The 21,331-nt window shown below is 72.0% G+C and carries 27 protein-coding genes; 21 read left to right on the top strand and 6 right to left on the bottom strand.

From position 1 onward, the window contains the following. Positions 1 to 93 precede the first annotated feature (93 nt). Entirely contained in the window at positions 94 to 981 is an 888-nt protein-coding gene (locus OG403_RS35540; protein ID WP_329571820.1) for a class I SAM-dependent methyltransferase, read from the bottom strand. An 82-nt stretch (positions 982 to 1,063) separates the two neighbouring features. Between OG403_RS35540 and OG403_RS35535 the strand changes: the two genes are divergently transcribed. The 6 genes from OG403_RS35535 to OG403_RS35510 all read left to right on the top strand — a co-directional run bounded on the left by OG403_RS35535 (position 1,064) and on the right by OG403_RS35510 (position 6,341). Next, a complete protein-coding gene (locus tag OG403_RS35535) occupies positions 1,064 to 1,729 on the top strand; it encodes a helix-turn-helix domain-containing protein (protein WP_329571819.1) in 666 nt (221 codons plus the stop codon). Positions 1,730 to 1,889: 160 nt separating this feature from the next. Next, positions 1,890 to 2,849, top strand: coding sequence for a heavy metal-binding domain-containing protein (locus OG403_RS35530; RefSeq protein ID WP_329571817.1), 960 nt, complete (start codon positions 1,890 to 1,892; stop codon positions 2,847 to 2,849). A gap of 93 nt (positions 2,850 to 2,942) precedes the next feature. Continuing rightward, a complete protein-coding gene (locus OG403_RS35525; RefSeq protein WP_329571816.1) occupies positions 2,943 to 3,773 on the top strand; it encodes a heavy metal-binding domain-containing protein in 831 nt (276 codons plus the stop codon). Between the two features lie 66 nt (positions 3,774 to 3,839). Beyond that, positions 3,840 to 4,271 (top strand): hypothetical protein, encoded by a 432-nt coding sequence (locus OG403_RS35520; protein ID WP_329571814.1) that lies wholly within the window; start codon positions 3,840 to 3,842, stop codon positions 4,269 to 4,271. 166 nt (positions 4,272 to 4,437) lie between these two features. After that, positions 4,438 to 5,652 carry a cytochrome P450 family protein gene (locus tag OG403_RS35515; RefSeq protein WP_442911106.1) on the top strand — a complete coding sequence of 405 codons (1,215 nt, stop codon included), beginning with the start codon at positions 4,438 to 4,440 and terminating at the stop codon, positions 5,650 to 5,652. Positions 5,653 to 5,951: 299 nt separating this feature from the next. Further along, positions 5,952 to 6,341, top strand: a complete 390-nt coding sequence (locus tag OG403_RS35510; protein WP_329571813.1) for a DUF4190 domain-containing protein — start codon at positions 5,952 to 5,954, stop codon at positions 6,339 to 6,341. A gap of 25 nt (positions 6,342 to 6,366) precedes the next feature. On the opposite strand, the gene OG403_RS35505 is transcribed toward OG403_RS35510, so the two are convergent. Then, positions 6,367 to 7,275: a UbiA family prenyltransferase gene (locus tag OG403_RS35505; RefSeq protein WP_329571812.1), complete on the bottom strand. Its 909-nt coding sequence runs from the start codon at positions 7,273 to 7,275 to the stop codon at positions 6,367 to 6,369. Between the two features lie 48 nt (positions 7,276 to 7,323). Between OG403_RS35505 and OG403_RS35500 the strand changes: the two genes are divergently transcribed. Genes OG403_RS35500 through OG403_RS35490 form a run of 3 tightly spaced genes read left to right on the top strand, consistent with a single transcriptional unit; the run spans position 7,324 to position 9,993 of the window. Beyond that, a complete protein-coding gene (locus tag OG403_RS35500; protein ID WP_329571809.1) occupies positions 7,324 to 8,388 on the top strand; it encodes a type III polyketide synthase in 1,065 nt (354 codons plus the stop codon). 7 nt (positions 8,389 to 8,395) lie between these two features. Then, positions 8,396 to 8,953 (top strand): isoprenylcysteine carboxyl methyltransferase family protein, encoded by a 558-nt coding sequence (locus OG403_RS35495; RefSeq protein WP_329571807.1) that lies wholly within the window; start codon positions 8,396 to 8,398, stop codon positions 8,951 to 8,953. Next, positions 8,950 to 9,993 carry an NAD(P)/FAD-dependent oxidoreductase gene (locus OG403_RS35490; RefSeq protein WP_329571805.1) on the top strand — a complete coding sequence of 348 codons (1,044 nt, stop codon included), beginning with the start codon at positions 8,950 to 8,952 and terminating at the stop codon, positions 9,991 to 9,993. Before OG403_RS35495 ends, OG403_RS35490 begins: the two co-directional genes overlap by 4 nt. Here OG403_RS35490 and OG403_RS35485 read toward each other — a convergent pair. Then, entirely contained in the window at positions 9,977 to 10,426 is a 450-nt protein-coding gene (locus OG403_RS35485; RefSeq protein WP_329571803.1) for a hypothetical protein, read from the bottom strand. The genes OG403_RS35490 and OG403_RS35485 overlap by 17 nt on opposite strands. Before the next feature lie 186 nt (positions 10,427 to 10,612). On the opposite strand from OG403_RS35485, the gene OG403_RS35480 reads away from it, so the two are divergent. Further along, the gene (locus tag OG403_RS35480; protein ID WP_329571801.1) at positions 10,613 to 11,281 is read left to right on the top strand and encodes an ArsR/SmtB family transcription factor; all 669 of its coding nucleotides are present in this window, start codon (positions 10,613 to 10,615) and stop codon (positions 11,279 to 11,281) included. A 4-nt stretch (positions 11,282 to 11,285) separates the two neighbouring features. Next, positions 11,286 to 12,665 carry an MFS transporter gene (locus OG403_RS35475; protein ID WP_329571799.1) on the top strand — a complete coding sequence of 460 codons (1,380 nt, stop codon included), beginning with the start codon at positions 11,286 to 11,288 and terminating at the stop codon, positions 12,663 to 12,665. Between the two features lie 156 nt (positions 12,666 to 12,821). On the opposite strand, the gene OG403_RS35470 is transcribed toward OG403_RS35475, so the two are convergent. After that, positions 12,822 to 13,223 (bottom strand): MerR family transcriptional regulator, encoded by a 402-nt coding sequence (locus tag OG403_RS35470; protein ID WP_329571797.1) that lies wholly within the window; start codon positions 13,221 to 13,223, stop codon positions 12,822 to 12,824. A 120-nt stretch (positions 13,224 to 13,343) separates the two neighbouring features. Between OG403_RS35470 and OG403_RS35465 the strand changes: the two genes are divergently transcribed. Next, the gene (locus tag OG403_RS35465; RefSeq protein ID WP_329571795.1) at positions 13,344 to 14,009 is read left to right on the top strand and encodes a class II aldolase/adducin family protein; all 666 of its coding nucleotides are present in this window, start codon (positions 13,344 to 13,346) and stop codon (positions 14,007 to 14,009) included. Beyond that, positions 14,006 to 14,470 (top strand): carboxymuconolactone decarboxylase family protein, encoded by a 465-nt coding sequence (locus tag OG403_RS35460; RefSeq protein WP_329571794.1) that lies wholly within the window; start codon positions 14,006 to 14,008, stop codon positions 14,468 to 14,470. Before OG403_RS35465 ends, OG403_RS35460 begins: the two co-directional genes overlap by 4 nt. Before the next feature lie 52 nt (positions 14,471 to 14,522). Here OG403_RS35460 and OG403_RS35455 read toward each other — a convergent pair whose 3' ends face one another. Beyond that, a complete protein-coding gene (locus OG403_RS35455; RefSeq protein WP_329571792.1) occupies positions 14,523 to 15,191 on the bottom strand; it encodes an alpha/beta fold hydrolase in 669 nt (222 codons plus the stop codon). A 267-nt stretch (positions 15,192 to 15,458) separates the two neighbouring features. Between OG403_RS35455 and OG403_RS35450 the strand changes: the two genes are divergently transcribed. The 5 genes from OG403_RS35450 to OG403_RS35430 all read left to right on the top strand — a co-directional run bounded on the left by OG403_RS35450 (position 15,459) and on the right by OG403_RS35430 (position 18,364). Then, entirely contained in the window at positions 15,459 to 16,154 is a 696-nt protein-coding gene (locus OG403_RS35450; RefSeq protein ID WP_442911105.1) for an AraC family transcriptional regulator, read from the top strand. Between the two features lie 211 nt (positions 16,155 to 16,365). Next, the gene (locus tag OG403_RS35445) at positions 16,366 to 16,608 is read left to right on the top strand and encodes a hypothetical protein (RefSeq protein ID WP_329571789.1); all 243 of its coding nucleotides are present in this window, start codon (positions 16,366 to 16,368) and stop codon (positions 16,606 to 16,608) included. A gap of 13 nt (positions 16,609 to 16,621) precedes the next feature. Next, positions 16,622 to 16,966 carry a DUF1036 domain-containing protein gene (locus OG403_RS35440; protein WP_329571787.1) on the top strand — a complete coding sequence of 115 codons (345 nt, stop codon included), beginning with the start codon at positions 16,622 to 16,624 and terminating at the stop codon, positions 16,964 to 16,966. A gap of 116 nt (positions 16,967 to 17,082) precedes the next feature. Continuing rightward, positions 17,083 to 17,652, top strand: coding sequence for a hypothetical protein (locus tag OG403_RS35435; protein ID WP_329571785.1), 570 nt, complete (start codon positions 17,083 to 17,085; stop codon positions 17,650 to 17,652). Positions 17,653 to 17,779: 127 nt separating this feature from the next. Continuing rightward, positions 17,780 to 18,364, top strand: a complete 585-nt coding sequence (locus OG403_RS35430; RefSeq protein WP_329571783.1) for a 3'-5' exonuclease — start codon at positions 17,780 to 17,782, stop codon at positions 18,362 to 18,364. A 7-nt stretch (positions 18,365 to 18,371) separates the two neighbouring features. On the opposite strand, the gene OG403_RS35425 is transcribed toward OG403_RS35430, so the two are convergent. Beyond that, complete coding sequence (locus OG403_RS35425; RefSeq protein WP_329571781.1) at positions 18,372 to 19,301, bottom strand: aminoglycoside phosphotransferase family protein; 930 nt, start codon at positions 19,299 to 19,301, stop codon at positions 18,372 to 18,374. A 43-nt stretch (positions 19,302 to 19,344) separates the two neighbouring features. On the opposite strand from OG403_RS35425, the gene OG403_RS35420 reads away from it, so the two are divergent. The 3 genes from OG403_RS35420 to OG403_RS35410 all read left to right on the top strand — a co-directional run bounded on the left by OG403_RS35420 (position 19,345) and on the right by OG403_RS35410 (position 21,088). Then, positions 19,345 to 19,590 (top strand): hypothetical protein, encoded by a 246-nt coding sequence (locus OG403_RS35420; RefSeq protein ID WP_329571779.1) that lies wholly within the window; start codon positions 19,345 to 19,347, stop codon positions 19,588 to 19,590. 147 nt (positions 19,591 to 19,737) lie between these two features. Then, positions 19,738 to 20,328 carry a TetR/AcrR family transcriptional regulator gene (locus tag OG403_RS35415; protein ID WP_329571778.1) on the top strand — a complete coding sequence of 197 codons (591 nt, stop codon included), beginning with the start codon at positions 19,738 to 19,740 and terminating at the stop codon, positions 20,326 to 20,328. Positions 20,329 to 20,707: 379 nt separating this feature from the next. Further along, positions 20,708 to 21,088 (top strand): VOC family protein, encoded by a 381-nt coding sequence (locus tag OG403_RS35410; RefSeq protein ID WP_329571775.1) that lies wholly within the window; start codon positions 20,708 to 20,710, stop codon positions 21,086 to 21,088. The last annotated feature ends 243 nt before the right edge of the window (positions 21,089 to 21,331 follow it).

Genomic DNA, 21,331 nt, shown 5'->3' with positions numbered 1-21,331 from the left:
AGCGTCCGAGGGCCGGATTGGGTGATCGAACAGACTGTCAGTGCCCCGGACGTCGGACCGAGCGTCGGACCGAACGTCGGGCGGCCGGACGCGTCAGGCGACGGCCCGGCGCGCGTAGTGCAGGGTTTTGGCGGTCAGCAGGAAGAGGTCGGTCCGCCGGTCGACGCCCGCCGGGTCCGCCGGGTCGAGCAGCCGGTCCAGGGTGGCCAGGTCCTCGGTGATCCACCGCTCCGGCCAGTCAAGGTCCTTCGACCACTCCGAGGCCCGAGCGAGCATCTCGCGCTGGCGCCGCAGCGAGCCGCGGACCCAGCGGCGCGGTCCGTCCGACAGCGGAGCGGGAAGCTCGACCAGGAAGGTGCGGCTGCCCGCCTCGGTGAGCCCGGCCGCCCGCAGCATCGCGGGCCAGTCCTCCGCCAGGCGGACCGCACCGGGCAACTCGGCGCGCATCCGCCCGAACCGCTCGGCCTGCGCCGCGTCCAACCGCTCCTGCAGGCCGGGGCGCCCGAAGCCGAGGTCGCGCGGCAGGGTGCGGGCCGGCAGACCGCCCTCGACCACGGCCAGCACACCGCCCGGCTCCAGCAGCGCGGCCAGCTGGTCGAGGGCGCCCTGCTGGTCCCCGACGTGGTGCACCGCCTGCCCCGACCAGATCAGGTCCGCCGACCCCAATTCGGCCAGCTGGCCGGGGAACTCCGCCTGCCTGGTCCGCAGCCGGACACCGAGCCGGTCGGCCCGCTGCTCGGCGCGCCCGAGCAGTTCGGCCGTCCCGTCCACCGCGACGACCTCGGCCTGCGGGAACGCCGCCGCGAAGGTGCAGGCCGCGACACCCGGGCCGCTGCCGATGTCCAGGATCCGCCGCGGCGTGAGCGCGGGCAGCGCGGCGAGTTCGCCGATGGCCCCCCGCACGTACGAGCCCTGGGTCTCGCCTTCGAGCTCCAGCAGGTCGGCCAGCGCGGCCCAGTCGAAGTCGTTCACATGTGCCATGGTTGAGCACCTCCTGCCACTGACCATGCTGCCACCCCGGCCTGGTTGACAAAGCTTGTTGCCGGATCGGCAAGATGGGGGCATGGCACACGATCACCACGCGAGCGCCTCCGACGGGCCGGCCGCCACGGACACCGCCGACGTGCTGGCCGGCGTCGGCGCGCGCCTGAAGCGGATCCGCCGACAGCGCGACTGCACGCTCGCCTCGCTGTCGCAGGCCACCGGGATCTCGGTCAGCACCCTCTCCCGGCTGGAGTCCGGTGGCCGCAAGCCGACCCTGGAGCTGCTGCTCTCGATCGCACACGCCCATCAGGTCCCGCTGGACGAGCTGGTCGGCGCCCCGGCGGTCGGCGACCCCCGGGTCAGGCTGCGGCCGATCCAGCGCTTCGACGCGACCGTGCTGCCGCTCAGTCAGCATCCGGGCGGCGTGCAGGCCTTCAAGATGATCATCAACGCCACCCGGAGCACCCCCGAACCCCGCACCCACGAGGGCTACGAATGGCTCTACGTGCTCGGCGGCAAGCTCCGCCTGGTCCTCGCCGACCACGACCTGATCCTGAAGACCGGCGAGGCCGCCGAGTTCGACACCCGCCTGCCGCACTGGTTCGGCAGCACCGGCCAGGCCCCGGTGGAGGTGCTCAGCCTCTTCGGGCCGCAGGGCGAGCGGATGCACGTCCGGGCCCGCCCGACCGGCGGGCAGCGGGCGGAGGCCACCGGCGGGCAGCGAGCGCAGCCGGCCGGTGAGTAGCGGACGGATCCCACCGGCGGGTGGGGTCCGGGCCTGACCACGCGGAACGTCCCCCTGACGCTGTGCCCGGCAGGGGTCTGCGCATAGGCTGCCTTGTCGAACCTCAGCGGGGTCGGCGACGGGAACGCCGGACCGGCCGGACAGGAACGGGTGTGGACGCATGACGGAGTCGTGGAGCGGGGCGGGGCTGCCGCCCACGGCCGCGGCGCGGGTCGCCGAGGGGCGGGCCAGCGGGACGTGGTCGTCGGCGCTGTCGACCGGCGAGTTCGCCGCGATCAGGTCGGTCGGATTCGAGCCGGTCGGCCAGGTGATGGGCTCGGCGGTCTACCACGTCGGCCGCAGCGGCCAGTACTGGGGCTACCACGACTGCCTCTACAACGGCGGAGGCATGCTGGGCGGCGGCTACGGCAACGCCGGCATCGCCCTGTCCGGCAACGGCGCACCCTCGGCCGCGCTGGTGCAGGTGATGGACTCGGCGCGGCGCACGGCGCTGGGCCGGATGACCACCGAGTGCTCGGCCCTGGGCGGCGACGGCGTGGTGGCGGCGCAGTTGACGATGGCGCCGTTCCCCGCGGTGCCGAACTGCCTGGAGTTCAAGGTGATCGGCACCGCGGTACGGGCGCAGGGCCCGGTGCGACCGCGCCGCCCGTTCACCTCGCACCTGGACGGCCAGGGGTTCGCGAAGCTGATCACGGCCGGCTGGGTCCCGGTGGACCTGCTGGTCGGCATGTCGGTCGGGGTGCGCCACGACGACTACCGGACCCGGCGGCTGAACATGTCCTGGAGCAACGTGGAGGTCGAGGGCTGGAGCGAGCTGGTGCGCCGGGTGCGGGCCGACGCCCGCACCCAACTGCGCCGCCAGGGCAGCGAGTACGGCGGCGACGGCGTGATCCTGGCCGACAGCGACCTGCGGATCTGGGAGGAGCGGTGCATCCGCACCTCGATGAACGCCGAGCAGACCGACCACATCGCGGAGAGCACCCTGATCGGCACCGCGATCGCCCGCTTCGCCGCCAAGCCGGCCGAGCCGCGCACGCTCACCGTCATGCCGCTGAACGGCGGCGGCGACCTGCTGCGTCGTCGCCTGGCCCAGGCCGGACGGCCGACCGCCCGCCGCTGAACCTCCGGCCGTCGAACCGCCGGCCGGGCGCCGCGCCGCCCCCATTTCCTCACCACCGTCAGGCATCAGCACAGTCAGGGGAGAACGACCCACATGAGCAGCTTCGATCCCACCGCGCAGGGTGTGCCCGCCGACGCGATGCGGCGGCTGGCCGAGTTGGAGCCCGGCAAGCCCGGCTCCATCTTCACCAGCGACCTCTCGGTCAACGAGTTCCTGCTGGTCCGGGAGGCCGGGTTCAAGCCGATCGGCCTGGTCCTGGGCAGCTCGATCTACCACGTCGGGATCCAGCTCGGGCGCTGGGGCAAGAACCAGGAGCTGGAGACGCTCAGCCAGGCGATGTACCACGCGCGCGAGCTGGCGATGACCCGGATGGAGGCCGAGGCCGCCCAACTGGGCGCGGACGGCATCGTCGGGGTCCGGCTGACCGTGGAGGCCCGGGAGTTCGGCTCGGACATCGCCGAGTTCATCGCCATCGGCACCGCCGTCAAGGCGGACCAGCCCGCCCCCGACGGCACCAGCTGGCGCAACAACAAGGGCCAGCCGTTCACCTCCGACCTGTCGGGCCAGGACTTCTGGACGCTGATCCGGGCCGGCTACGCGCCGCTCGGCATGACCATGGGCACCTGCGTCTACCACATCGCGCACCAGAAGATGGGCTCGGTCTTCTCCAACATCGGCAAGAACGTGGAGATCGAGCAGTACACCCAGGCGCTCTACGACGCGCGCGAGCTGGCGATGGCGCGGATGCAGGCGGAGGCCGAGGAGCTGCAGGCGGAGGGCATCGTCGGCGTCCAGCTGAACGCGCACAACCACCGCTGGGGCGGGCACACCACCGAGTTCTTCGCGATCGGCACGGCGGTGCGACCGCTGCGGGCCGACCACGAGATCGAGCGCCCGACCATGGTGCTGAGCCTGGACCGCTGAGCGGCCCGCTGACCCACCACCGACCCGCGAGCCAGCGATCGTCGACCGATCGCGTCAAGGAGCGACATGACCGACCACGGCGAGCTCGAACCCGCTTCGGAGGGCGAGGGCTCGATCGACCTGCTCGCAGCCGCCCTCCGGCGGGACGCCGCGGACCTGGAGGTGTACACCCAGGTGCTGACCGGCGCGCTGGCGGACGCGCTGCCGGCCGACGCGGTGGCGATCGAGCGCAAGCGCAGCATGGGTGACCGGATGGCCGGCCGGCCGGGCCGGATCGAGCGGGTCGAGGTCTCGATGGAGGACCAGTGGCTGATCCTCAGCGTGACCCAGGGACGGCCGGCCGCCGAGGTGTGCCGGGTGGTCCGCGGGGTGATCCTGTCCCGGCGGCCGGTGCCGCTGGACGAGTGGGCCCACGAGCTGGCGGCGGCCGTGACCGCGCGGGCGCGCTCGGACGCGCGGGCCCGCGCGGCGCTGGAGCGGCTGCTCCTCGGCGACTGAGCGGGAGCCGGACGGGAGCGGGAGCGGGCGGGAGCGGGAGCGGGCGGGAGCGGGAGCGGGCGGAACCGGGAGCGGGCGGAACCGGGCGCGACCGGGAGCGGGCGCGACCGGGAGCGGGCGGAACCGGGCGCGACCGGCTGATGCCAGTTTGTAGGCTGACCTTGTGATCTCTCCTGAGCAGGCGTCAGCCGACGCCCCGAACACCTCCCCCGTCTCCCTCGCGGCCCTGATCGCCGACCCGCACCCGAGCTACGCCGCGCTGCGCGAGGCCGGTCCGGTGCACCGGATCATCGGCTCGGACGGCCTGCCCGTCTGGCTGGTCACCCGCTACGCCGACGTGCGCCAGGGGCTCGCCGACGAGCGGCTGGCGCTGGACAAGCGGCATGCCACCCCCGGCAACTACCGGGGCCTGGCGCTGCCGCCCGCCCTGGACGCCAACCTGCTGAACATGGACCCGCCGGACCACACCCGGATCCGCCGCCTGGTCGGGCAGGCCTTCACCCCCAGGCAGGTCGAGCGGCTGCGCGAGCCCGTCCAGCGGATCGCCGACGAGCTGCTGGACGCGATCGCCCCGCTCGGCCACGCCGACCTGGTCGCCGCGTATGCCGGCCCGCTGCCGATCACCGCGATCTGCGACCTGCTCGGCGTCCCGGTCGACGACCGCCACGACTTCCGCGCCTGGACCGACGCCCTGATCGTCCCCGACCCCGACCGCCCGCAGGACGCCAGGGCGGCGGTCGTCGCGATCCTGGACTTCTTCACCCGGCTGCTGGCCCGCAAGCGCGCCGAACCCGGCGACGACCTGCTCTCGGCCCTGATCGCGGTGCGCGACCAGGAGGACCGGCTCACCGAGGACGAGCTGACCTCGCTCGCCTTCCTGATCCTCTTCGCGGGCTACGAGAACACCGTCCAGCTGATCGGCAACGCCGTGCTGGCCCTGCTCCAGCACCCCGAGCGGCTGGCCGAACTGCGCGCCGACGAGCGCCTGATCGGCCCCGCAGTCGAGGAACTGGCCCGGTTCGACGGTCCGGTGCCGGTGGCCATCCGCCGCTTCGCCCGCGAGGAGCTGACGTTCGGCCGGGTGACCGTGCCGGTCGGCGAGACGGTGCTGCTCTCGCTGGCCGCCGCCAACCGGGATCCGGACCGGTTCGCCCGGCCCGAGCTGCTCGACCTGCACCGTACGGACAACGGCCACCTGACCCTCGGCCACGGCATCCACTACTGCCTGGGCGCGCCGCTGGCCCGGATGGAGACCGAGATCGCCCTCACCACCCTGCTGCGCCGCTTCCCGGCGCTGGCCCTGGCGGAGCCCGCCGAACAGCTGCGGCACCGTCCCTCGCTGCGCGCTCGCGGGCTGCTGCGGCTGCCGGTGTGTTTCTGATACTGCGTCAGAAAATCATCGCTGCACGTCTGTTGGCCGAGCATCCGGCGAGCTGACCCGACATCTGCGGTCCCTGCGCCCCGGCCACGGCCGGGGCGCAGGCAGCAGGGCGCGCCGACCGCTGCCCTGACCTGGCGCCGCCGCACGCCGTTGTCCGGCAGCTGATCATCAGGACGACCGGGCAGCTCACCGGCGACCTCCCCCGATCGAGGGAGTACGTTCTCCCTCCTTCCCGCGATGCCCGCCCGCGATCCCGTAAGCCATGATCATGTCCCGCCCAGTGGACGAGAGGACCGCCGATGAGCACCCAGATGAACACCCAAGGGATACAGACGTCACCGAATCAGGCAGCGCCGCGTCAGGCGGCACCGGCCGGGAAGAACGGCCTGGCCCTGGCCGCGGTGGTGCTGGGCGTCATCGGCCTGATCAGCTCGATCGTCGTCGTCGGCGGCCTGCTCGGCGTCATCGGCCTGGTCCTGGGCGTCCTCGCGCTGAGGACGGCCAAGCGGACCGGCGTCGGCCGGGGCAAGGCCATCACCGGCACGGTGACGTCGTCCATCGCGATCGTGGCGTCCGTCCTGGTCGCGATCTCTGCCGTGTGGTTCGCCCACAAGACGCAGAGCTGCTACCAGTTCAACAGGATCCAGCAGTGGCAGCACTGCGTCCACCAGCAATTCACCGCACGCTGACCGGCATTCGGCGGCACGGCCGACCTCAGGCCGGCCCGGCGCCGCGCAGCAGCAGCAAGGCCACGGCGATCGCCGCCATGGCGAGGGTGGCCAGGAACGGCCGGCGGCTGCGCGGGTCGCCACCGGCGGCGCCCGGCAGCACGACCGCCACGGACAGGCCGCCGGTGACGGCGAGCGCGGCCCAGCCCGCCGGTCCGACCGTCCCCGGCGGGCCGAACACCAGGGCCGCGCAGGCGCCGAGCAGCAGTCCGGCCGCGACGGCGCGGGCCCGGCGCCGGCCCAGCCGGTGTGGCAGCCCGCGCACCCCCGCCCGCAGATCGTCCTCGATGTCCGGCAGCACGTTGGTGAGGTGCGCGCCCACGCCCAGCAGCGCGCCGGCCCCGACGATCCAGCCCGGCGGCCACGGGTGGCCCGGCAGGCCCAGCGTGACGAAGGCGGGCAGCAGGCCGAAGCCCAGCGCGTAGGGCAGCCAGGAGAGCGCGGTGCGCTTGACGCCAAGGTTGTAGGCCCAGGCGGCGGCGACCCCGGTGAGGTGGGCGGCGCCCGCGAGCGCGCCGCTCGCCAGCGAGAGCGGGACGCACAGGGCCAGTGCGGTGGCGGCGGCCCGCGACACCGTCGACCCGGCGAGGTCGCCGGTGGCCAGCGGCTTGTCCGCGCGGCCGGCCGCGATGTCCCGCTCGCGGTCCAGCCGGTCGTTGCACCAGCCGACCGACAGCTGACCGGTCAGCACCGCCGACGCCACCAGCAGGCAGCCGAGCGGCCCGCGTCCGGCGGTGGCCGCCAGCGCGGTGACCAGCACGGTGACGGTCAGCGCGGGTTCCGGATGGCAGGCCCGCAGCAGCCCCAGCACCGGCGAGGCCGACGGACGTGGCGTCAGCTGCTGCTGTTGATCGGGGTCCTGAGCGACCGCGCGGCGAGTTCCGATGCTGGGCACCGCACGATGCTAAGGCTGTTTTGCGGCTTTTCTCCCTATGCTGGGCCAATGACGCGAATCGCCGCTGTCCACGGAGTCCTGCCACCCCACCAGTACGAGCAGCACGAGATCAGCGACGCCCTGGTCGCTATGGGCCTGGTGCCGCAGGCCGAACGCGGGGTGCTCGACCGGCTTCACAGCACCGCCACGGTCCGCACCCGCCGGCTCGCGCTGCCGCTGGAGCGGTATGCCACGCTGAGCGGCTTCGGCCAGGCCAACGACCTCTTCATCGAGCTGGCCGTGGAGTTGGGCGAGCGCGCGATGAGGGCGGCGCTGGACGAGGCCGGGATCCGGCCCGACGAGGTCGACCTGGTCATCTCCACCTCGGTGACCGGCATCGCCGCCCCCTCGATCGAGGCCCGGCTGGCCGAACGCCTGGGGCTGCGCCCCGATGTCCGGCGGGTGCCGATCTTCGGGCTCGGCTGCGTGGCCGGCGCCGCCGGGCTCGCCCGGCTGCACGACTTCCTGGAAGGCCGGCCGCGCGGCGTGGCGGTCCTGCTCTCGGTCGAGCTCTGCTCACTGACCCTGCAGCGCGCCGACTCCTCGGCGGCGAACCTGGTGGCCGGTTCGCTCTTCGGGGACGGCGCGGCGGCCGTGGTCGCCCTCGGCCGCGAGCACCCGAGCCGACGGCCGGACGACGGCCCGGTGGTGGAGGCGACCCGCAGCCACCTCTATCCGGGCACCGAGCGCCTGCTGGGCTGGGACATCGGGGACAGCGGCTTCCGGATCCTGCTGGGCAGCGAGCTGCCCGAACTGGTCCGCCGCCAACTGGGCGACGAGGTCCGCGCGTTCCTGGCCGACCACGAGCTGAAGCCGCAGGACGTGACGGCCTGGGTCTGCCACCCGGGCGGCCCGAAGGTGCTGGAGGCCGTCCGCGAGGCGCTCGATCTGCCCGCTCGCGCACTGGAGTTGACCTGGCGTTCGCTGGCCGAGGTCGGAAACCTCTCGTCCGCCTCGGTGCTGCACATCCTGCGCGACACGCTGACCCTGCGACCACCGCTGCCCGGAACCCCCGGGGTGCTGCTCGCCATGGGCCCGGGGTTCTGCTCCGAAGCCGTCCTGCTCCGCTGGTAGGCCACCGATGACCCCCTACACCGCGCTCGTCCTGCTGGTGGCCGCCGAACGGCTGGCCGAACTCGTCATCGCCCGCCGCAACACCGTCTGGAGTCGGCGGCGGGGCGGGATCGAGTACGGCCGCGGGCACTACCCCGTGATGGTCCTGCTGCACACCGCCCTGCTGGTCGGCTGCCTGGCCGAACCGGCCTGGGCCGACCGGCCGTTCCTGCCGGCCCTGGGCTGGCCGATGCTGCTCCTGGCGCTGGCCGCGCAGGGCCTGCGCTGGTGGTGCGTCGGCACGCTCGGGCCGCGCTGGAACACCCGGGTCATCGTGGTTCCCGGGCTGCCACTGGTGACCGGCGGGCCGTACCGGCTGCTCAGCCACCCCAACTACCTTGCGGTGGTGGTCGAGGGCGCCGCGCTGCCGCTGGTGCACAGCGCCTGGCTCACCGCGACCGGGTTCACCCTGCTCAACCTGCCGCTGCTGGCGGTGCGGCTGCGCTGCGAGAACGCGGCCCTGGGCACCGCGCCGGGCGGCCGCCTGCCGCAGGGCACGGGCGATCCGGCCGGGGTGGCCCGGTGATCGACCTGCTGGTGGCCGGTGGTGGCCCCGCCGGCCTGGCCACCGCGATCAACGCGGCGCGGGCCGGGCTGCGCGTGGTGGTCCTGGAACCGCGCCGCACACCGGTCGACAAGGCGTGCGGCGAGGGGCTGCTGCCCGGAGCGGTCCGCGCGCTGGCCGAGTTGGGCGTCGAGGTGGCCGGGCACCCGCTGCGCGGCATCCGCTACCTGGACGCCCGGCGGCAGGCCGTGGCGTACTTCCGCGAGCGGCCCGGCCGGGGTGTGCGACGCACCGACCTGCACGCCGCGCTCGCCGGACGGGTCGCCGAACTCGGCATCCCGGTCCTCCCGTTGCGGGTCGGCGCGGTCCACCAGGGTCCCGACAGCGTGACCGCGGCCGGGATCACCGCCCGCTACCTGGCCGCCGCCGACGGCCTGCACTCACCGATCCGCCGCGCGCTGGGCCTGGACCTGAGCCTGGACCCAGGCCCGGGCCCGGCCGCCCGCTCTGGCCGCCGCCCGGCCCGGTACGGGCTGCGCCGGCACTTCGCGCTGCCACCGTGGACGGACTGCGTCGAGGTGCACTGGTCCGCGCACTCCGAGGCCTATGTCACGCCGGTCGGCCCCGGGTTGGTCGGAGTCGCCCTGCTGAGCGGCGAACGCGCCTCGTTCGAGGAGCAGTTGGCCCGGTTCCCGCGCCTGGCCGAGCGCCTGCCCGCGCCGGTGACGGCCACCCGGGGCGCCGGGCCGCTGCGCCAGCGGGTGCGCGGCCGGGTGGCCGGCCGGGTGCTGCTGGTCGGCGACGCCGCCGGCTACGTCGACGCGCTGACCGGCGAGGGAGTCGCGATGGCGCTCCGCGCGGCCGAGCAACTGGTGCGCTGCGTACGGGCGGACCGGCCGCAGGAGTACGAGCAGGCCTGGCGCCGGGTGTCCGCGCGCTACCGCCTGCTCACCGGCGCACTGCTCGAGCTGCGCGAACGGCCCGCGCTGGCGCACCGGATCGTGCCGACCGCCGCCCGCTTCCCGACGCTCTTCGCGGCTCTCGTCAATCAACTCGGCTGACCGGCCGGGCTTCGGCCCGCCGCAGCCGATGTGCCGTCAGAAAGCCGAGCAGAGCGGCCACCGTCGCGACGGCCTCGGCGATCGCCGAAGCGGTCTTCTTGCCGAACCAGACCGGTTCGTACATGTTCGGGAAGGGGCCGAGCGTGCCCACGTCGATGTACCGGTAGACCAGCACTGCGGCCAACCCGGCGGCGGCCACCACGAACGCGAACGCCCAGACCACCAGGCGACGCCCGGCCACCAGCACCAGCAGCGCCGCCACCCCGGCGGCGGCGGCCTCGGCCCGGAACAGGGTGCCCTGGCTGACCTGCTTCTTGACGAGGTCGTAGGCGCTCGCTTCATCGGCGTGCACATAGGCGTCCACCGCCAGCGCCGCCGCGGTCAGCACCCGCAGCACCCACAGCACCAACTCCGCCACCGGGCGCCGCTCCATGGATTCGCCCTCCCTTCCTCTCGGGGCAGCCTGACGCACACTCACTCCCCTGACCAGCGCCAACGGCCGCGCCGGGCGGGCGGGCCACCCATTCGGACCGCCCGCCCGACAAGTTACCAACCAGTACACATTTTTCTTTGCACAGAACCCTGTGCAAAGAACTCTGTGATGTCGTACGGTAATCCCATGAACGAGGAAGACCGCACCGAACAGCTCGCACAGGTCAACCTGGACGCGCGGAACCTGCGCGGGATCGCGCACCCGCTCCGGGTGCGGATCCTGGGCATCCTGCGCACCGACGGACCGGCCACGGCCTCCACGCTGGCCCGCCGGCTGGACGTCAACACCGGCGCGACCAGCTACCACCTGCGGCAGCTGGCCGAGCACGGCTTCATCGCCGAGGTGCCGGCCCGCGGGGTGCGACGCGAGCGGTGGTGGCAGGCGGCGCACGCCAACACGGTGCTGGCGGACACCGAGCTGCTGACGGACCGTCAGGGACTCGGGCCGCTCTTCCTGGAGTCGCTCTCCCGGGTCTGGGCCGACAACCTGGTCCGGGCCGTCGAAGCGACCCCGGCCCTGCCGCCGGCCTGGCGCGACGCCCAGGACTTCGGCGACTACATGTTCAACCTCACGCCCGACGAGGCGAAGCACCTGATGAGCGAGGTGCACGAGGTGCTGAAGCGGCATCACCGCACCGACGCCAAGGACGAGCCCACCGAGGGTGCGGCCCGGGTGACCTTCCAGTTCCAGTTCTTCCCCAACCCCGAGGACCAGCGCCCCGGTTCCCCGGACCCCCGCACCGCACCGGACTCCCGCACCGCCCCGAACTCGAGCACCGCCCCCGAAACGGAGTGAGACGATGACCACGGCTACCACGGCTACCACGGACCTGACGAACCGCCGCTTACTGCGTGGCCTGATCGGCATCCTCTCCGCCAGTGCCGCCTCGCTCTCCGCCAACCGGGTGCTGTCGATCGCGCTGCCCTGGTTCGTGCTCACCACCACCGGCAGCATCGCCAAGACCGGCCTGGTCGCCTTCTGCCAGGTGCTCCCCTACGTCATCTCGCAGGCCCTGTCCGGTCCGATCATCGACCGGGTCGGCCCCAAGCGGATCAGCGTGCTGGGTGACCTGGTCTCGATGACGGCGATGGCCGTCGCCCCGGTGCTCTACCTCAGCGGCGCGCTCTCCTTCCCGGTCCTGATGGGCCTGATGGCCGTCATCGGCATCGCGGACGGCCCGGCCAACGGCGCCAAGGGCCTCTTCCTGCCTGGCGCCACCAAGGCGGCCAAGGTCTCGATCGAACGCGGCACCGGCCTGTCCGCCGTGGTCGAGCGCACCGCCACCACCGTCGGCCCGGCGCTGGCCGGTGTGGTGGTCGCCTCCTTCGGCAGCATCTTCGCGCTCTGGGTCACCGCCTCGCTCTTCGGCCTCTCCGCGCTGATCGTCTCCAGCACCCTGAGCAACCCCGTCCCCGACGCTGCCGAGCAGGCCGCCACCCAGGACGCCGGCTACTTCACCCGGCTGCGCGAGGGCGCCGACTTCCTGCGCAGCTCAGGTCTGCTGCGCTCGATCATCCTGATGCTCGCCGCGACCAACCTGCTGGACCAGACCTTCATGTCGGTGCTGCTGCCGGTCTGGGCCAAGCACTCCGGCAACGGCGCCGCCGCGATCGGCCTGGTGGTCAGCGTCTTCGCCGCCACCTCGATCATCGCCGCCCTGGTCGCCGCCGGTGTCGCCGAGCGCCTGCCGCGCCGCACCGTCTACCTGATCGGCTTCGTCATCGGCGGCATCCCGCGCTTCGTCGCGATGGCCGCCGGTGTCCCGCTCTGGGGCGTCCTGGTGGTGCTGGCCGCCGGCGGCCTCGGCTCCGGCTTCGTCAACCCGATCCTCGGCGCGGTGACCTACGAGCTGATCCCCACCGTCCTGCTCGGCCGGGTCAAGACCCTGGCGCAGGCGGTCACTTGGGCCGGCATCCCGTTCGGCGGCCTGGTCGGCGCGGGTCTGGTGACGCTCGCCGGGGTGAGCGGCGCGCTGTGGATCACCGGCGGGCTCTACCTGGTCGCGATCGTCCTGCCGGGTCTGAGCGGCGACTGGTCCGGGATGCGCAAGCAGCAGCAGCCTGCTACGGAGGCGGCCACCGAGCCGGCGGTGCGGGAGGACGCACCGGAGGCGGCGGCGCAGGAGGCGGCAACGGAAGCCGCCGCCGGACTGCCGGTGCCGGAGCTGTCGACCACCTGAGCGAGCCCGCCCCGTCAGGGGTGGACCACCCCGCCGCCCTGGACTCCTTCGGGAATCCAGGGCGCGGGGTTTTTCGGCCGGGCCCGGCGGCCCTGGTCGCCCGGCGTCGTCCGGCGTCACCCGGGGTCGTCCGGGGCGACGACGGTGAACTCGCCGTCACGGGACGGGCGAGGGCCCGGGTGGCGTCCGCCAAGTCGCCATCTGCTCCCGGAACTTCGGGCAGCTGACGATGTCCTCCTCGCCGCACTGAAGGGCATGGGTCAGCATCTGGTGGGCGTGCTCGAGGTCGACCATGCGCTGCTCGATCTCGGCGACCTTGCTACGGATCATCATCTGCCTGCGCTGCCGGTCCTGTTGGAGCTCGCCGATCTCCTCCAGGGTCAGCCCGGCCTGCTGGCACTTGCGCAGCAGCACGATCCGCTCGGCGGCCTCCGGTGGATAACGCCGCTGCCCGCCCTGGCGTTCGGGCGTCGGCAGCAGGCCATGGCGTTCCCAGAACCGGATGGCCGACGCGGGCACTCCGGTGATCTCGGCGAGCCGCCCGATCGTCATGCGCATGCTTCGCCCCCTCCCCTCGTTCCAGCCCTTGACTTGAACCTTAGTTCAAGTTGAAGAGTGGTCCGCAGCTGGACAGCGGCGAATGAGCGGCCGCTGGCAACGGAGTTCGGAGCTACCGGAATGACAGACGTACAAGTGGAGAACGAGCAGGCGCGGCAACTCGTCGAAGCCGCCGAGAGCCTGTTCACAGCGGGGGTGATGTCCCACTCCGGGCACGCCAACCTCAGCGCCAGGCTCGACGGCGATCGCTTCCTGCTGACGCCGGGGTTCGTCCGCGGGCTGCGGCCCGAACAGCTGGCGACCGTCGGTCTCGACGGGCGGGTCCTCCGAGGAGAACTGCGGTCCGTGAGCACCGAGATCATCGCGATGCACAGCGTCGTCTACCGCGCCCGCCCTGGCGTGGGCGCGATCATCCACACCCACTCGCCCGCCGCGACGGCGTTCGCGGTGGCACACCGGCCGCTGCCTTGCCGAACCGAGCCGATGTTGCGCTTCGGGCAGGCCGAGGAGGTCCCGGTGGTTCCCTGGGGACCTCGCGGGTCGGACGTATCGGTGCGCGGCATCGCCGATGTGCTGGAACGGCGCCCGACCACGGCAGCGGCCCTGCTGGCCAACCACGGCCTCCTGGTGTTCGGCCCGGACCCCGCGGCCACCGCCCACCTCCTGGTGGCGATCGAGGAGAGCGCCGAGGCTGAGGTCACCGCGGCGGCGATCGGCGGAGCCGTGGACTTTCCCGACGGCGCCCTGGAGGCCGTGCGAGCCTCGATAGCGCGGGTCTCGTCATGACCGACGACGCCCTGACCCGACGCACCGAGACCATCCGGGACCGCTACCGCGCCACCCTCGGCACCGTGCCGAGCAGTGTCGCGGACCGACTGCGCCTGGCCCAGGACTTCGGCCGGCTCCCTACCGAGGAGGCGATCGCGGCACTGCGGCACATCGTCCTGACCGACAGCCCGCTGGGCGCGCGGGTGCAGCAACTGGTCCACTTCGGACAGCTGCTGGCGCTCGGCCGGGACGCCCCCGCCCGGCTGCACGCCCGGGGTGCCCTCCACGCGGGCGCCGGCTTCGCCGACCTCATCGGGGTCGCCGAGACCGCGCTGATCACCGCGGGCGTGCCGGCCTACGCGCTCGGCACCGAGATCATCGCCGAACTCCGGGCGGCCGAAGACGGTGCCGAAGAAGGTCCCGAAGAAGGTGCGGCAGGCTGGCGGCCGGACGATCCGGGTCGAGCCACTGCCCGGTGACTTCGAGGCCGCGTGCGTCGGCCTGTCGTCCGTACCTCGACGCAGCCGCGGTTCATTCGCCGAGCAGTAGGGCGGCGACCGCCTCCGGGGCCTCACGCATCGCGTCGTGTCCGGTGGGGAGTTCGTGGACCTGCCAGTCCGGGTCGGCTTGGAGTCGGGTGCGGAGTTCGGCGAACGGCGTCCGGTCCTCCCATCCCGAGCAGTAGACGAACTCCCGACGGGGGACCTGGGCGAGCGCGCCGGTGAGCCGGATCGTCTGCAGGAACGAGGCGAGGGGGTGCGGACGGCGGCGGGGATCGCCGCCGTCCGGCGGTCGGACGGCGTAGCCGGCGGCCGTAGCGCCGGCCGCGAACACGTCCCGGAAGTGCTCGTTCGTCGACGACCAGCACGAATCGCCATCGCGCGGTACGTAGGCGTCGAGATGCACCAGTCGTGAGATCCGGCCGCCGGCGCGATCGGCTGCGGCGGCGATCACCATCCCGGCGTAGCTGTGGCCGACCAGCGTCGCGCTGGTGATGTGGTTGCGATCGAGGTGCCGCAATACGTCGTCGGCGTGCGTGTCGAGGTTGGCGGTCGCCACCGTCGCGTTGTCGTCGTCCGGCCGCAGACCGGTCAGGGTCAGGGCGTGAACGGCATGACCGGCACGCTCCAGCAGCGGAACCACCGCCTCGAACGCCCAGGAACCCTTCCAGGCGCCGGGTACCAGGACGAACGTCGCCATGCGTTTCTCCTTCTGTCTCAAGCCGCGGCATCGAGGCACGCTGCCTCGATGACCTGTGGCGCAGTGGCGCAGTGGCACGGTCGGGCGCTTCGCGCGACTGACGACCACTCCGCATGAGGAAGTGTCACCGGATCAGGAGGTGGCTTGTTATCGCTACGATGCCAACTGATGCCCATTCACCGCCAACCTCGCCGGATCGCCGAGGTGACGTCACATGTGTGGCCGTCAGGCGGGCGCCACCTCTGGCCATCCGGCGAAACAAGCGCCGTGCGGTCGCACGCACGAGGGCACCTGGTATACGCGGCCAGCGGCGTCCTGGCAGTTCACACCGAGCGCGGCACCTCGATCGTTCCCGCCAACCGGGTCGCCTGGACCCCCGCCGGGTTCACGCACTATCACCGCGCCCACGGCGACACCGATATGCGGATCGTCTTTCTCGCGCCGTCCCTCGCCCGGCTCATCCCGGACCATCCCGCCGTGTTCCTGGCCTCCGACCTCGCCCGCGAGGTCCTGCTCGCCCTGACCGGCCCCCGGAACTACGACGACGCCGCGCCTGGCTACAGCCGCTCCGCGCGCGCTCGCCTCCTTCGAGTCCTCGTCGATGAACTCCGCGAAGTGCACGAGCAGCCACTGCACCTGCCGGAGCCACGGGACGACCGACTGCAAGCCATTGCCCGGATGCTGTACGAGCAGCCGGCAGACAACGCCACGCTGGCCGAACTCGGGAAGACGATCGGAGCCAGTACCCGCACCCTCAGCCGACTGTTCCGCAACGAACTCGGCATGACCTTCTACGAGTGGCGCACGCAGCTACGCATTCACCACGCGCTCGTGCTCCTCGCCGACGGCCACGACACCAGCCAGACCGCCTACGCCTGCGGATGGGCCAATCCCAGCGGCTTCATCGCAGCGTTCACCAACATCATCGGAACGACCCCGGGCCGCTACCGGACCGGGAGATGACGCCCGTGCGCCTCGCGATTCCCGTGCCTCGCGATTCCCGTGCCTCGCGATTCCCGAACAATGCGGCCCCTATTCGAGATATCATCACCCTTGATTACTTTTTAAAATCAATCCACCACTCTAGCGACAAGTCCCCTGCGCCACTATTCTCAAGTCAGGTCCGCCGCACGTGGCGCGCGGTACCAGTTCGCTGGAGAAGGAGCTCTGCTTCATGGCCAACGAATCTCCTGACGACATCCCGATCGATCCCGTCTCGGGCGTGAATCTGCAGCAGCTGACCGCCGCGGCCGCGGCACAGCCCGCGGGCATCGCGCCCCAGGAAGCCGGCTCCGTTCAAGGCTCCGTCCGCGAGGAGCGCTCCGGCGCCATCACCGCGGTCGTGGCACCGACGGCGGCGACGCAACCGAGCACCGGCCCCGCCTACCGGCGCCAGCCGGCCGGCTCCGGAGACTGAGGGGGCGGGGCACGTGCTGCGTTTCGACAACGGCTATTCCCAGACCATCAACGTCATGATCGAGCGGTACGACTCGAGTTGTCAGCCGACGCCGTGGCACCGGACCGGCTGGTGGGTCATCTCGCCGGGCTCATCCGCGGTCGCCTACGGCGGAGATCTCGCCGCCCTCAACCGGTACTGGTACTGGTACGCCTTTGCCGTGGACAACACGCAATGGTCCGGGCCGTTTCCCGAGAACGTCCCCGAGTCGGAATTCGACTGGTGCCCGGACGTCGCTGCCAGCCCGTCGATCAACATCGGCATGCGCGAGTTGGACGTCAACGGCGCGTCGAGCGTCACCCTGCGCCTGGTCCTCTGAGACCGCTGAGTCTGCCGAGTCCGCCGGACCGCTCAGCTCTCCATCCCCCGTGCGGGGGAGCCGAGATGAACCTCCCGCAGGATTCGGCGGGGCGGTCCACCGGGCAGCATGGGGCCATGGTCACGTTCGGGACACCTGCAGCCACCACCGTCTCCGCGAGCCCACCGCCCGCCCGTTGGGTGGTCCGGGTCGCGCACCTCGCCGCCCTCAGCGCGGTGCCATCCGGGATTTGGCGGATCACCATGGGACTCGGCATCCCGGTGGGCTTCGACACCAGGGGGTTGGGCGTCCCCGGCTGGTTCACCGTCATGTGCCTCGCGATGAGCCTGGGCGTCGAAGGGCTCACGCTGCTCACCCTCGGCCTGGTCAAGCCCTGGGGCGAGGTGGTACCGCGCCGGCTCCCGCTCATCGGAGGCAAGCGCGTCGCCCCGCTGGCCGCCGTGATCCCGGCCGCGCTCGGCTCGGCAGTTCTGATGCTGCTGACCCTCCCCCACGCCCGCGGCTTCGGCGGGGCACAGGGAGCACCGACCGGGCCGGCCCTCGTCGTGATGGACGCCTGCTACGCACCACTCCTGCTCTGGGGGCCACTGCTCGGGGTCGTCACCATCTCCTACTACCGGCGGCGCGTGAACCGCCCGGACACGAACCGCCCGGACACGAACAGCGCTGCTGCGACCGGCCGTTGAGGTCGAACCGGTACATCGTCAGCCCCCGTCCGGGGCCGGTCGGTGCCCGGAGGCGGCCCGGCGCAGCCTCGCATCCAGTGGGCAAAAACCAGGTGCCCCGGCCGCCTCCCCTGCCTACGCTCCCGCCATGGACAGCACTGGGGCCGAGCACCTCTTGAACGTCGCGGACGTCGAAGCCACTTGCTGGGCCGGCGACCAGCCGCCGGGAGCGGTCAGCGAGATCATCGAGATCGGGCTGACCGTCGTGGACCTGGCCGCCGGGGAGCGCCTCGCCCGCCATCGGATCCTCGTACGGCCCGCCCGGTCCACGGTCAGCGAGTTCTGCACGGAGCTGACCGGCCTCACCCAACACGAGGTCGACGGCGGGGTCGGCTTCGCCGAGGCATGCCGCCTGCTGGCGGCCGAACACCACGCCGGGTCCCGCCCGTGGGCCAGTTGGGGCGACTACGACCGCCACCAGTTCACCCGGCAGTGCGAGGCCACCCGGACGTCCTACCCGTTCGGCCGACACCACAGCAACGCCAAAGCGGCCTTCGCCGAGGCATACGGCCTGCGCAAACGCCCCGGGATGGCGCAGGCCCTGAAGATCGCCGGACGGCGACTCGAAGGCCGTCACCATCGCGGCGAGGACGATGCCTGGAACATCGCCGCCCTCATTCTCCACCTGTCCGAGCGGGGCGTCTGGCCGGACGCCACCGAGCCCCGTTCCTGACGGACCGTCAGAGTCCAGTCTCCTGGACTGATACCAGAACACGGTCCAGCGCCGCCCGGCCCGCGGGTCCCCATGTCGGCTTGCCGCCTGGCAGGCCCCGATCCCCGGCCCGCCCGATGAGGATGAGGACGAGGCTCTTCAGGGCAGCCAACCCTCGTGCGCGCCGGATCGTCGCCTCGTCCACGTGTGCGTACGCGTCGAAGAACCGGGCAGCCGCCCCTGCGGGAAGGAGCACCCAGGCAGCCGCGAGATCGACCGCCGGATCGCCGGCGCACATGTCACCGAAGTCGATCACGCCCGAGAGCGTCCCGTCCGAGACGACGACATTCGCCGGGTGAAGGTCGCCGTGCAGCCATACCGGCGGGCCCTCCCAACCGGGAGCCGCCACGGCCTCGTCCCAGACGTCCCGGACATCCCTGACGTCCCTGACATCCCGGAGGCCAGCGGCGGCGTCTCCCGAGGCGACTTCATCGAGGGTCCTTTCGAAACCGTCCGTGAGCGTTTCAACGGGAACGCCGCGATCCTTACTGACCGGTGCCTCGACGGGCGCCTTCACATGGAGCGCCTGGAGGAAGCCCGCCAGAGTGTCGGCCGCGCTGTCGTGGCTGATCGGGGCGTGGTCGGCCGGTTCACCGGGAACCCAGGTCGCGATGGTCCACGGCCGCGGGAAACGTGCGGACGGTTCCCCGATCCGGACGGGGGTCGGGACCGGCAGTGGAAGCCGCGGGGCCAGGGCGGGCAGCCACCGGTGCTCGTTGCGCAGGAGCGACGGCGCACGCTCCGTGCGTGGCATGCGAACGGCCAACTCATCCCCGAGACGCCACAGTTGGTTGTCCCAACCGCCGACCACCTCACGCACGTCCAGTCCTGCGAGGTCCGGATGCTGCTCACGCACCAGAGAGCGCACCAAGTTCTCATTGATCTCGAAGCCGTCCATGATCACACTCAACCATCGATGGCACGGGGCCGACAATGGATCGATGGTGCGGGTGTCGAACCCGGTCTCGGGGTCGATGGTCCGGCCCCGCGCCCACCAGTCGACGCCGAAGAAGCGCATCCTGACTCAGTTGCAGGCCGAGGCCGACTCGAAGGGCTTGATCACCTGGGACGTCAGCGAGGGTTCCACGGTCGCTCGCGCCCACCAGCACGCCACCGGGGCGGAAGAGGGGGACCTGCAGCGGGACAAACCCGGCGGAGTCGAGGACGAACCCGCCGACCACGGTTGACGGCGAAGGCGGATGGCAGCGGGATTCGCCCCGGCCGGGCGGCACCCGGCTCCAGCAGGATGAAACGGTCTTCAGGCATGGGCGTGGCCCTCCTTGAGTGGCATAATCGGAAGCGGAGTCCGATTCCGGAAAAGTGTAGTCAGGGGAGTGCTCAGCTTGTCGATGCCTTCGACACCCGCCGGCCGCAAGCCGCGCGTCGACTCAGAGCGCAACCGCGCCCGAGTGCTGACCGCAGCACGTGCGTTGTTCTCGCAACGCGGCGACGATGTCCAGATGCCCGAGGTGGCGCGTGCCGCTGGAGTCGGCATCGGCACGGTCTACCGCCACTTTCCGACCCGGCAGGCACTGGTCGAGGCCGCCGCAGAGCACCGGTTCGCCGAGATCCTCCAGTTCGCACGCACCGACTGCCTGCATGATCCCCAGTCGGGACAGGGGCTTGCCCGATACCTCCGCCATGTCGGTCAGGTACTGGCCGAGGACCGGGGGCTGTCCGCCTCCATCGCGGCCGCCGTGGGCTCGTCGGCGCCCCGGGGAGAGACGCTCGCCCAGCTCGAACGCGCGGTCGGGGCCCTGGTCGAACAGGACCAGGCCGCCCGCACCCTTCGGTCGGACGTCACAGTCGCGGACGTCTACATGATCGTCGGCGGCCTTTCCAGCATCATCCACACCGGCAGCGGTGACTGGCGCCGCTTCATCGACCTCGCCTTCGGCGGCCTGCGCCCACGCGCGGACAGTTAGTCCGCCGCCCGCCACTTCCGTACATCAGTCGCCGGCCAACTCCTCCGTCGCGCCAGCCACGACCTTGTGCAGCTCACCGATGCGGCCGTGGCGTGGTTCGGACGCAAGCAAGCCGAGTGGCCGGCCGGCGCATAGGAGGCTGTCGGGACACGGTGGTTGAGACCGAGGCGGTGTGGTGACCTGGCGGTTCTGAGCTTGCGGGGCACGTCTGTCGGCACCGCCCTCAGCTGGCGAACTGGCCAGGTGAGGGCCGGAAATCGATTCGACCCCGCTCGCCTCACCCGGTACGGTCGCGAGCCTGTTCTCACTGCGGGGAGCGGCCCATGGGATCCGCGTGCGGCCGCCCCGGCAGTTCCCGAGCTGAGAGTAGGTTTCGTCAATGGCATGCCGTATCAGTGAGATCGTGCTCAAGTGCCACGACCCCGAGGTGCTGGCGCGGTTCTGGTGCGAGGTCTTGGACTTCGTAGAGCTCGATCGCGAAGCGGAGGGCTGTATCGAGATCGGTCCGCGCGAAGGGTTCGGCGGCCCGCAGCCGACGATCTTCCTCATCCGGGACGACGAGCCGGAGAACGGGACTGCCCGGCTGCACATCGACGTCAACCCCACCGATCGCGATCAGGACGCCGAGCTCGAGCGCCTGCTGGCCGCCGGGGCCGAACTCGTCGACATCGGTCAGCCTGCGGAGGCGTCCTGGCACGTCCTCACCGATCCGGAAGGCAACGAGTTCTGCCTGCTCAAGCGCCGTCTCGACCCGCTCTGACAGTCCTCCACTCCTCGCCCAGAGGATCGACGCCGGTGTCCCCCGGTTCCCACTCTCGTGACCAGGTTCCCATCACCGTGTCACGGCACAGCTCTGCCATCGAGGATTGACCATGCGGGCCGGCCTGGCCATCCGCTCGCCGGATGGCCAGGCTGTTGCGCGCCGTGCTCCATGGCGGGACGGTCCGCCTGCTCGACCTCAAGCCGGCGGAGCACAGGCCGTTCGGCGAGCAGTTTGTCCGCG

The organism is Kitasatospora sp. NBC_01266 (genome assembly GCF_036242395.1).
Classification (GTDB): Bacteria; Actinomycetota; Actinomycetes; order Streptomycetales; family Streptomycetaceae; genus Kitasatospora.
The sequence above is the reverse complement of the archived record's forward strand: the minus strand, read 5'-3'. Positions and strand labels throughout refer to the sequence as shown.

What these genes read in the sequence shown, in the direction of transcription:
- OG403_RS35500 (WP_329571809.1), top strand. Translation starts at nt 7,324, where the DNA reads ATGACGCGAATCGCCGCTGTCCACGGAGTCCTGCCACCCCACCAGTAC.
- OG403_RS35540 (WP_329571820.1), bottom strand. Translation starts at nt 981, where the DNA reads ATGGCACATGTGAACGACTTCGACTGGGCCGCGCTGGCCGACCTGCTG.
- OG403_RS35410 (WP_329571775.1), top strand. Translation starts at nt 20,708, where the DNA reads ATGGCATGCCGTATCAGTGAGATCGTGCTCAAGTGCCACGACCCCGAG.
- OG403_RS35480 (WP_329571801.1), top strand. Translation starts at nt 10,613, where the DNA reads ATGAACGAGGAAGACCGCACCGAACAGCTCGCACAGGTCAACCTGGAC.
- OG403_RS35520 (WP_329571814.1), top strand. Translation starts at nt 3,840, where the DNA reads ATGACCGACCACGGCGAGCTCGAACCCGCTTCGGAGGGCGAGGGCTCG.
- OG403_RS35495 (WP_329571807.1), top strand. Translation starts at nt 8,396, where the DNA reads ATGACCCCCTACACCGCGCTCGTCCTGCTGGTGGCCGCCGAACGGCTG.
- OG403_RS35420 (WP_329571779.1), top strand. Translation starts at nt 19,345, where the DNA reads ATGGTGCGGGTGTCGAACCCGGTCTCGGGGTCGATGGTCCGGCCCCGC.
- OG403_RS35485 (WP_329571803.1), bottom strand. Translation starts at nt 10,426, where the DNA reads ATGGAGCGGCGCCCGGTGGCGGAGTTGGTGCTGTGGGTGCTGCGGGTG.
- OG403_RS35470 (WP_329571797.1), bottom strand. Translation starts at nt 13,223, where the DNA reads ATGCGCATGACGATCGGGCGGCTCGCCGAGATCACCGGAGTGCCCGCG.
- OG403_RS35525 (WP_329571816.1), top strand. Translation starts at nt 2,943, where the DNA reads ATGAGCAGCTTCGATCCCACCGCGCAGGGTGTGCCCGCCGACGCGATG.
- OG403_RS35465 (WP_329571795.1), top strand. Translation starts at nt 13,344, where the DNA reads ATGACAGACGTACAAGTGGAGAACGAGCAGGCGCGGCAACTCGTCGAA.
- OG403_RS35425 (WP_329571781.1), bottom strand. Translation starts at nt 19,301, where the DNA reads ATGGACGGCTTCGAGATCAATGAGAACTTGGTGCGCTCTCTGGTGCGT.
- OG403_RS35460 (WP_329571794.1), top strand. Translation starts at nt 14,006, where the DNA reads ATGACCGACGACGCCCTGACCCGACGCACCGAGACCATCCGGGACCGC.
- OG403_RS35510 (WP_329571813.1), top strand. Translation starts at nt 5,952, where the DNA reads ATGAGCACCCAGATGAACACCCAAGGGATACAGACGTCACCGAATCAG.
- OG403_RS35445 (WP_329571789.1), top strand. Translation starts at nt 16,366, where the DNA reads ATGGCCAACGAATCTCCTGACGACATCCCGATCGATCCCGTCTCGGGC.
- OG403_RS35530 (WP_329571817.1), top strand. Translation starts at nt 1,890, where the DNA reads ATGACGGAGTCGTGGAGCGGGGCGGGGCTGCCGCCCACGGCCGCGGCG.
- OG403_RS35535 (WP_329571819.1), top strand. Translation starts at nt 1,064, where the DNA reads ATGGCACACGATCACCACGCGAGCGCCTCCGACGGGCCGGCCGCCACG.
- OG403_RS35435 (WP_329571785.1), top strand. Translation starts at nt 17,083, where the DNA reads ATGGTCACGTTCGGGACACCTGCAGCCACCACCGTCTCCGCGAGCCCA.
- OG403_RS35475 (WP_329571799.1), top strand. Translation starts at nt 11,286, where the DNA reads ATGACCACGGCTACCACGGCTACCACGGACCTGACGAACCGCCGCTTA.
- OG403_RS35430 (WP_329571783.1), top strand. Translation starts at nt 17,780, where the DNA reads ATGGACAGCACTGGGGCCGAGCACCTCTTGAACGTCGCGGACGTCGAA.
- OG403_RS35455 (WP_329571792.1), bottom strand. Translation starts at nt 15,191, where the DNA reads ATGGCGACGTTCGTCCTGGTACCCGGCGCCTGGAAGGGTTCCTGGGCG.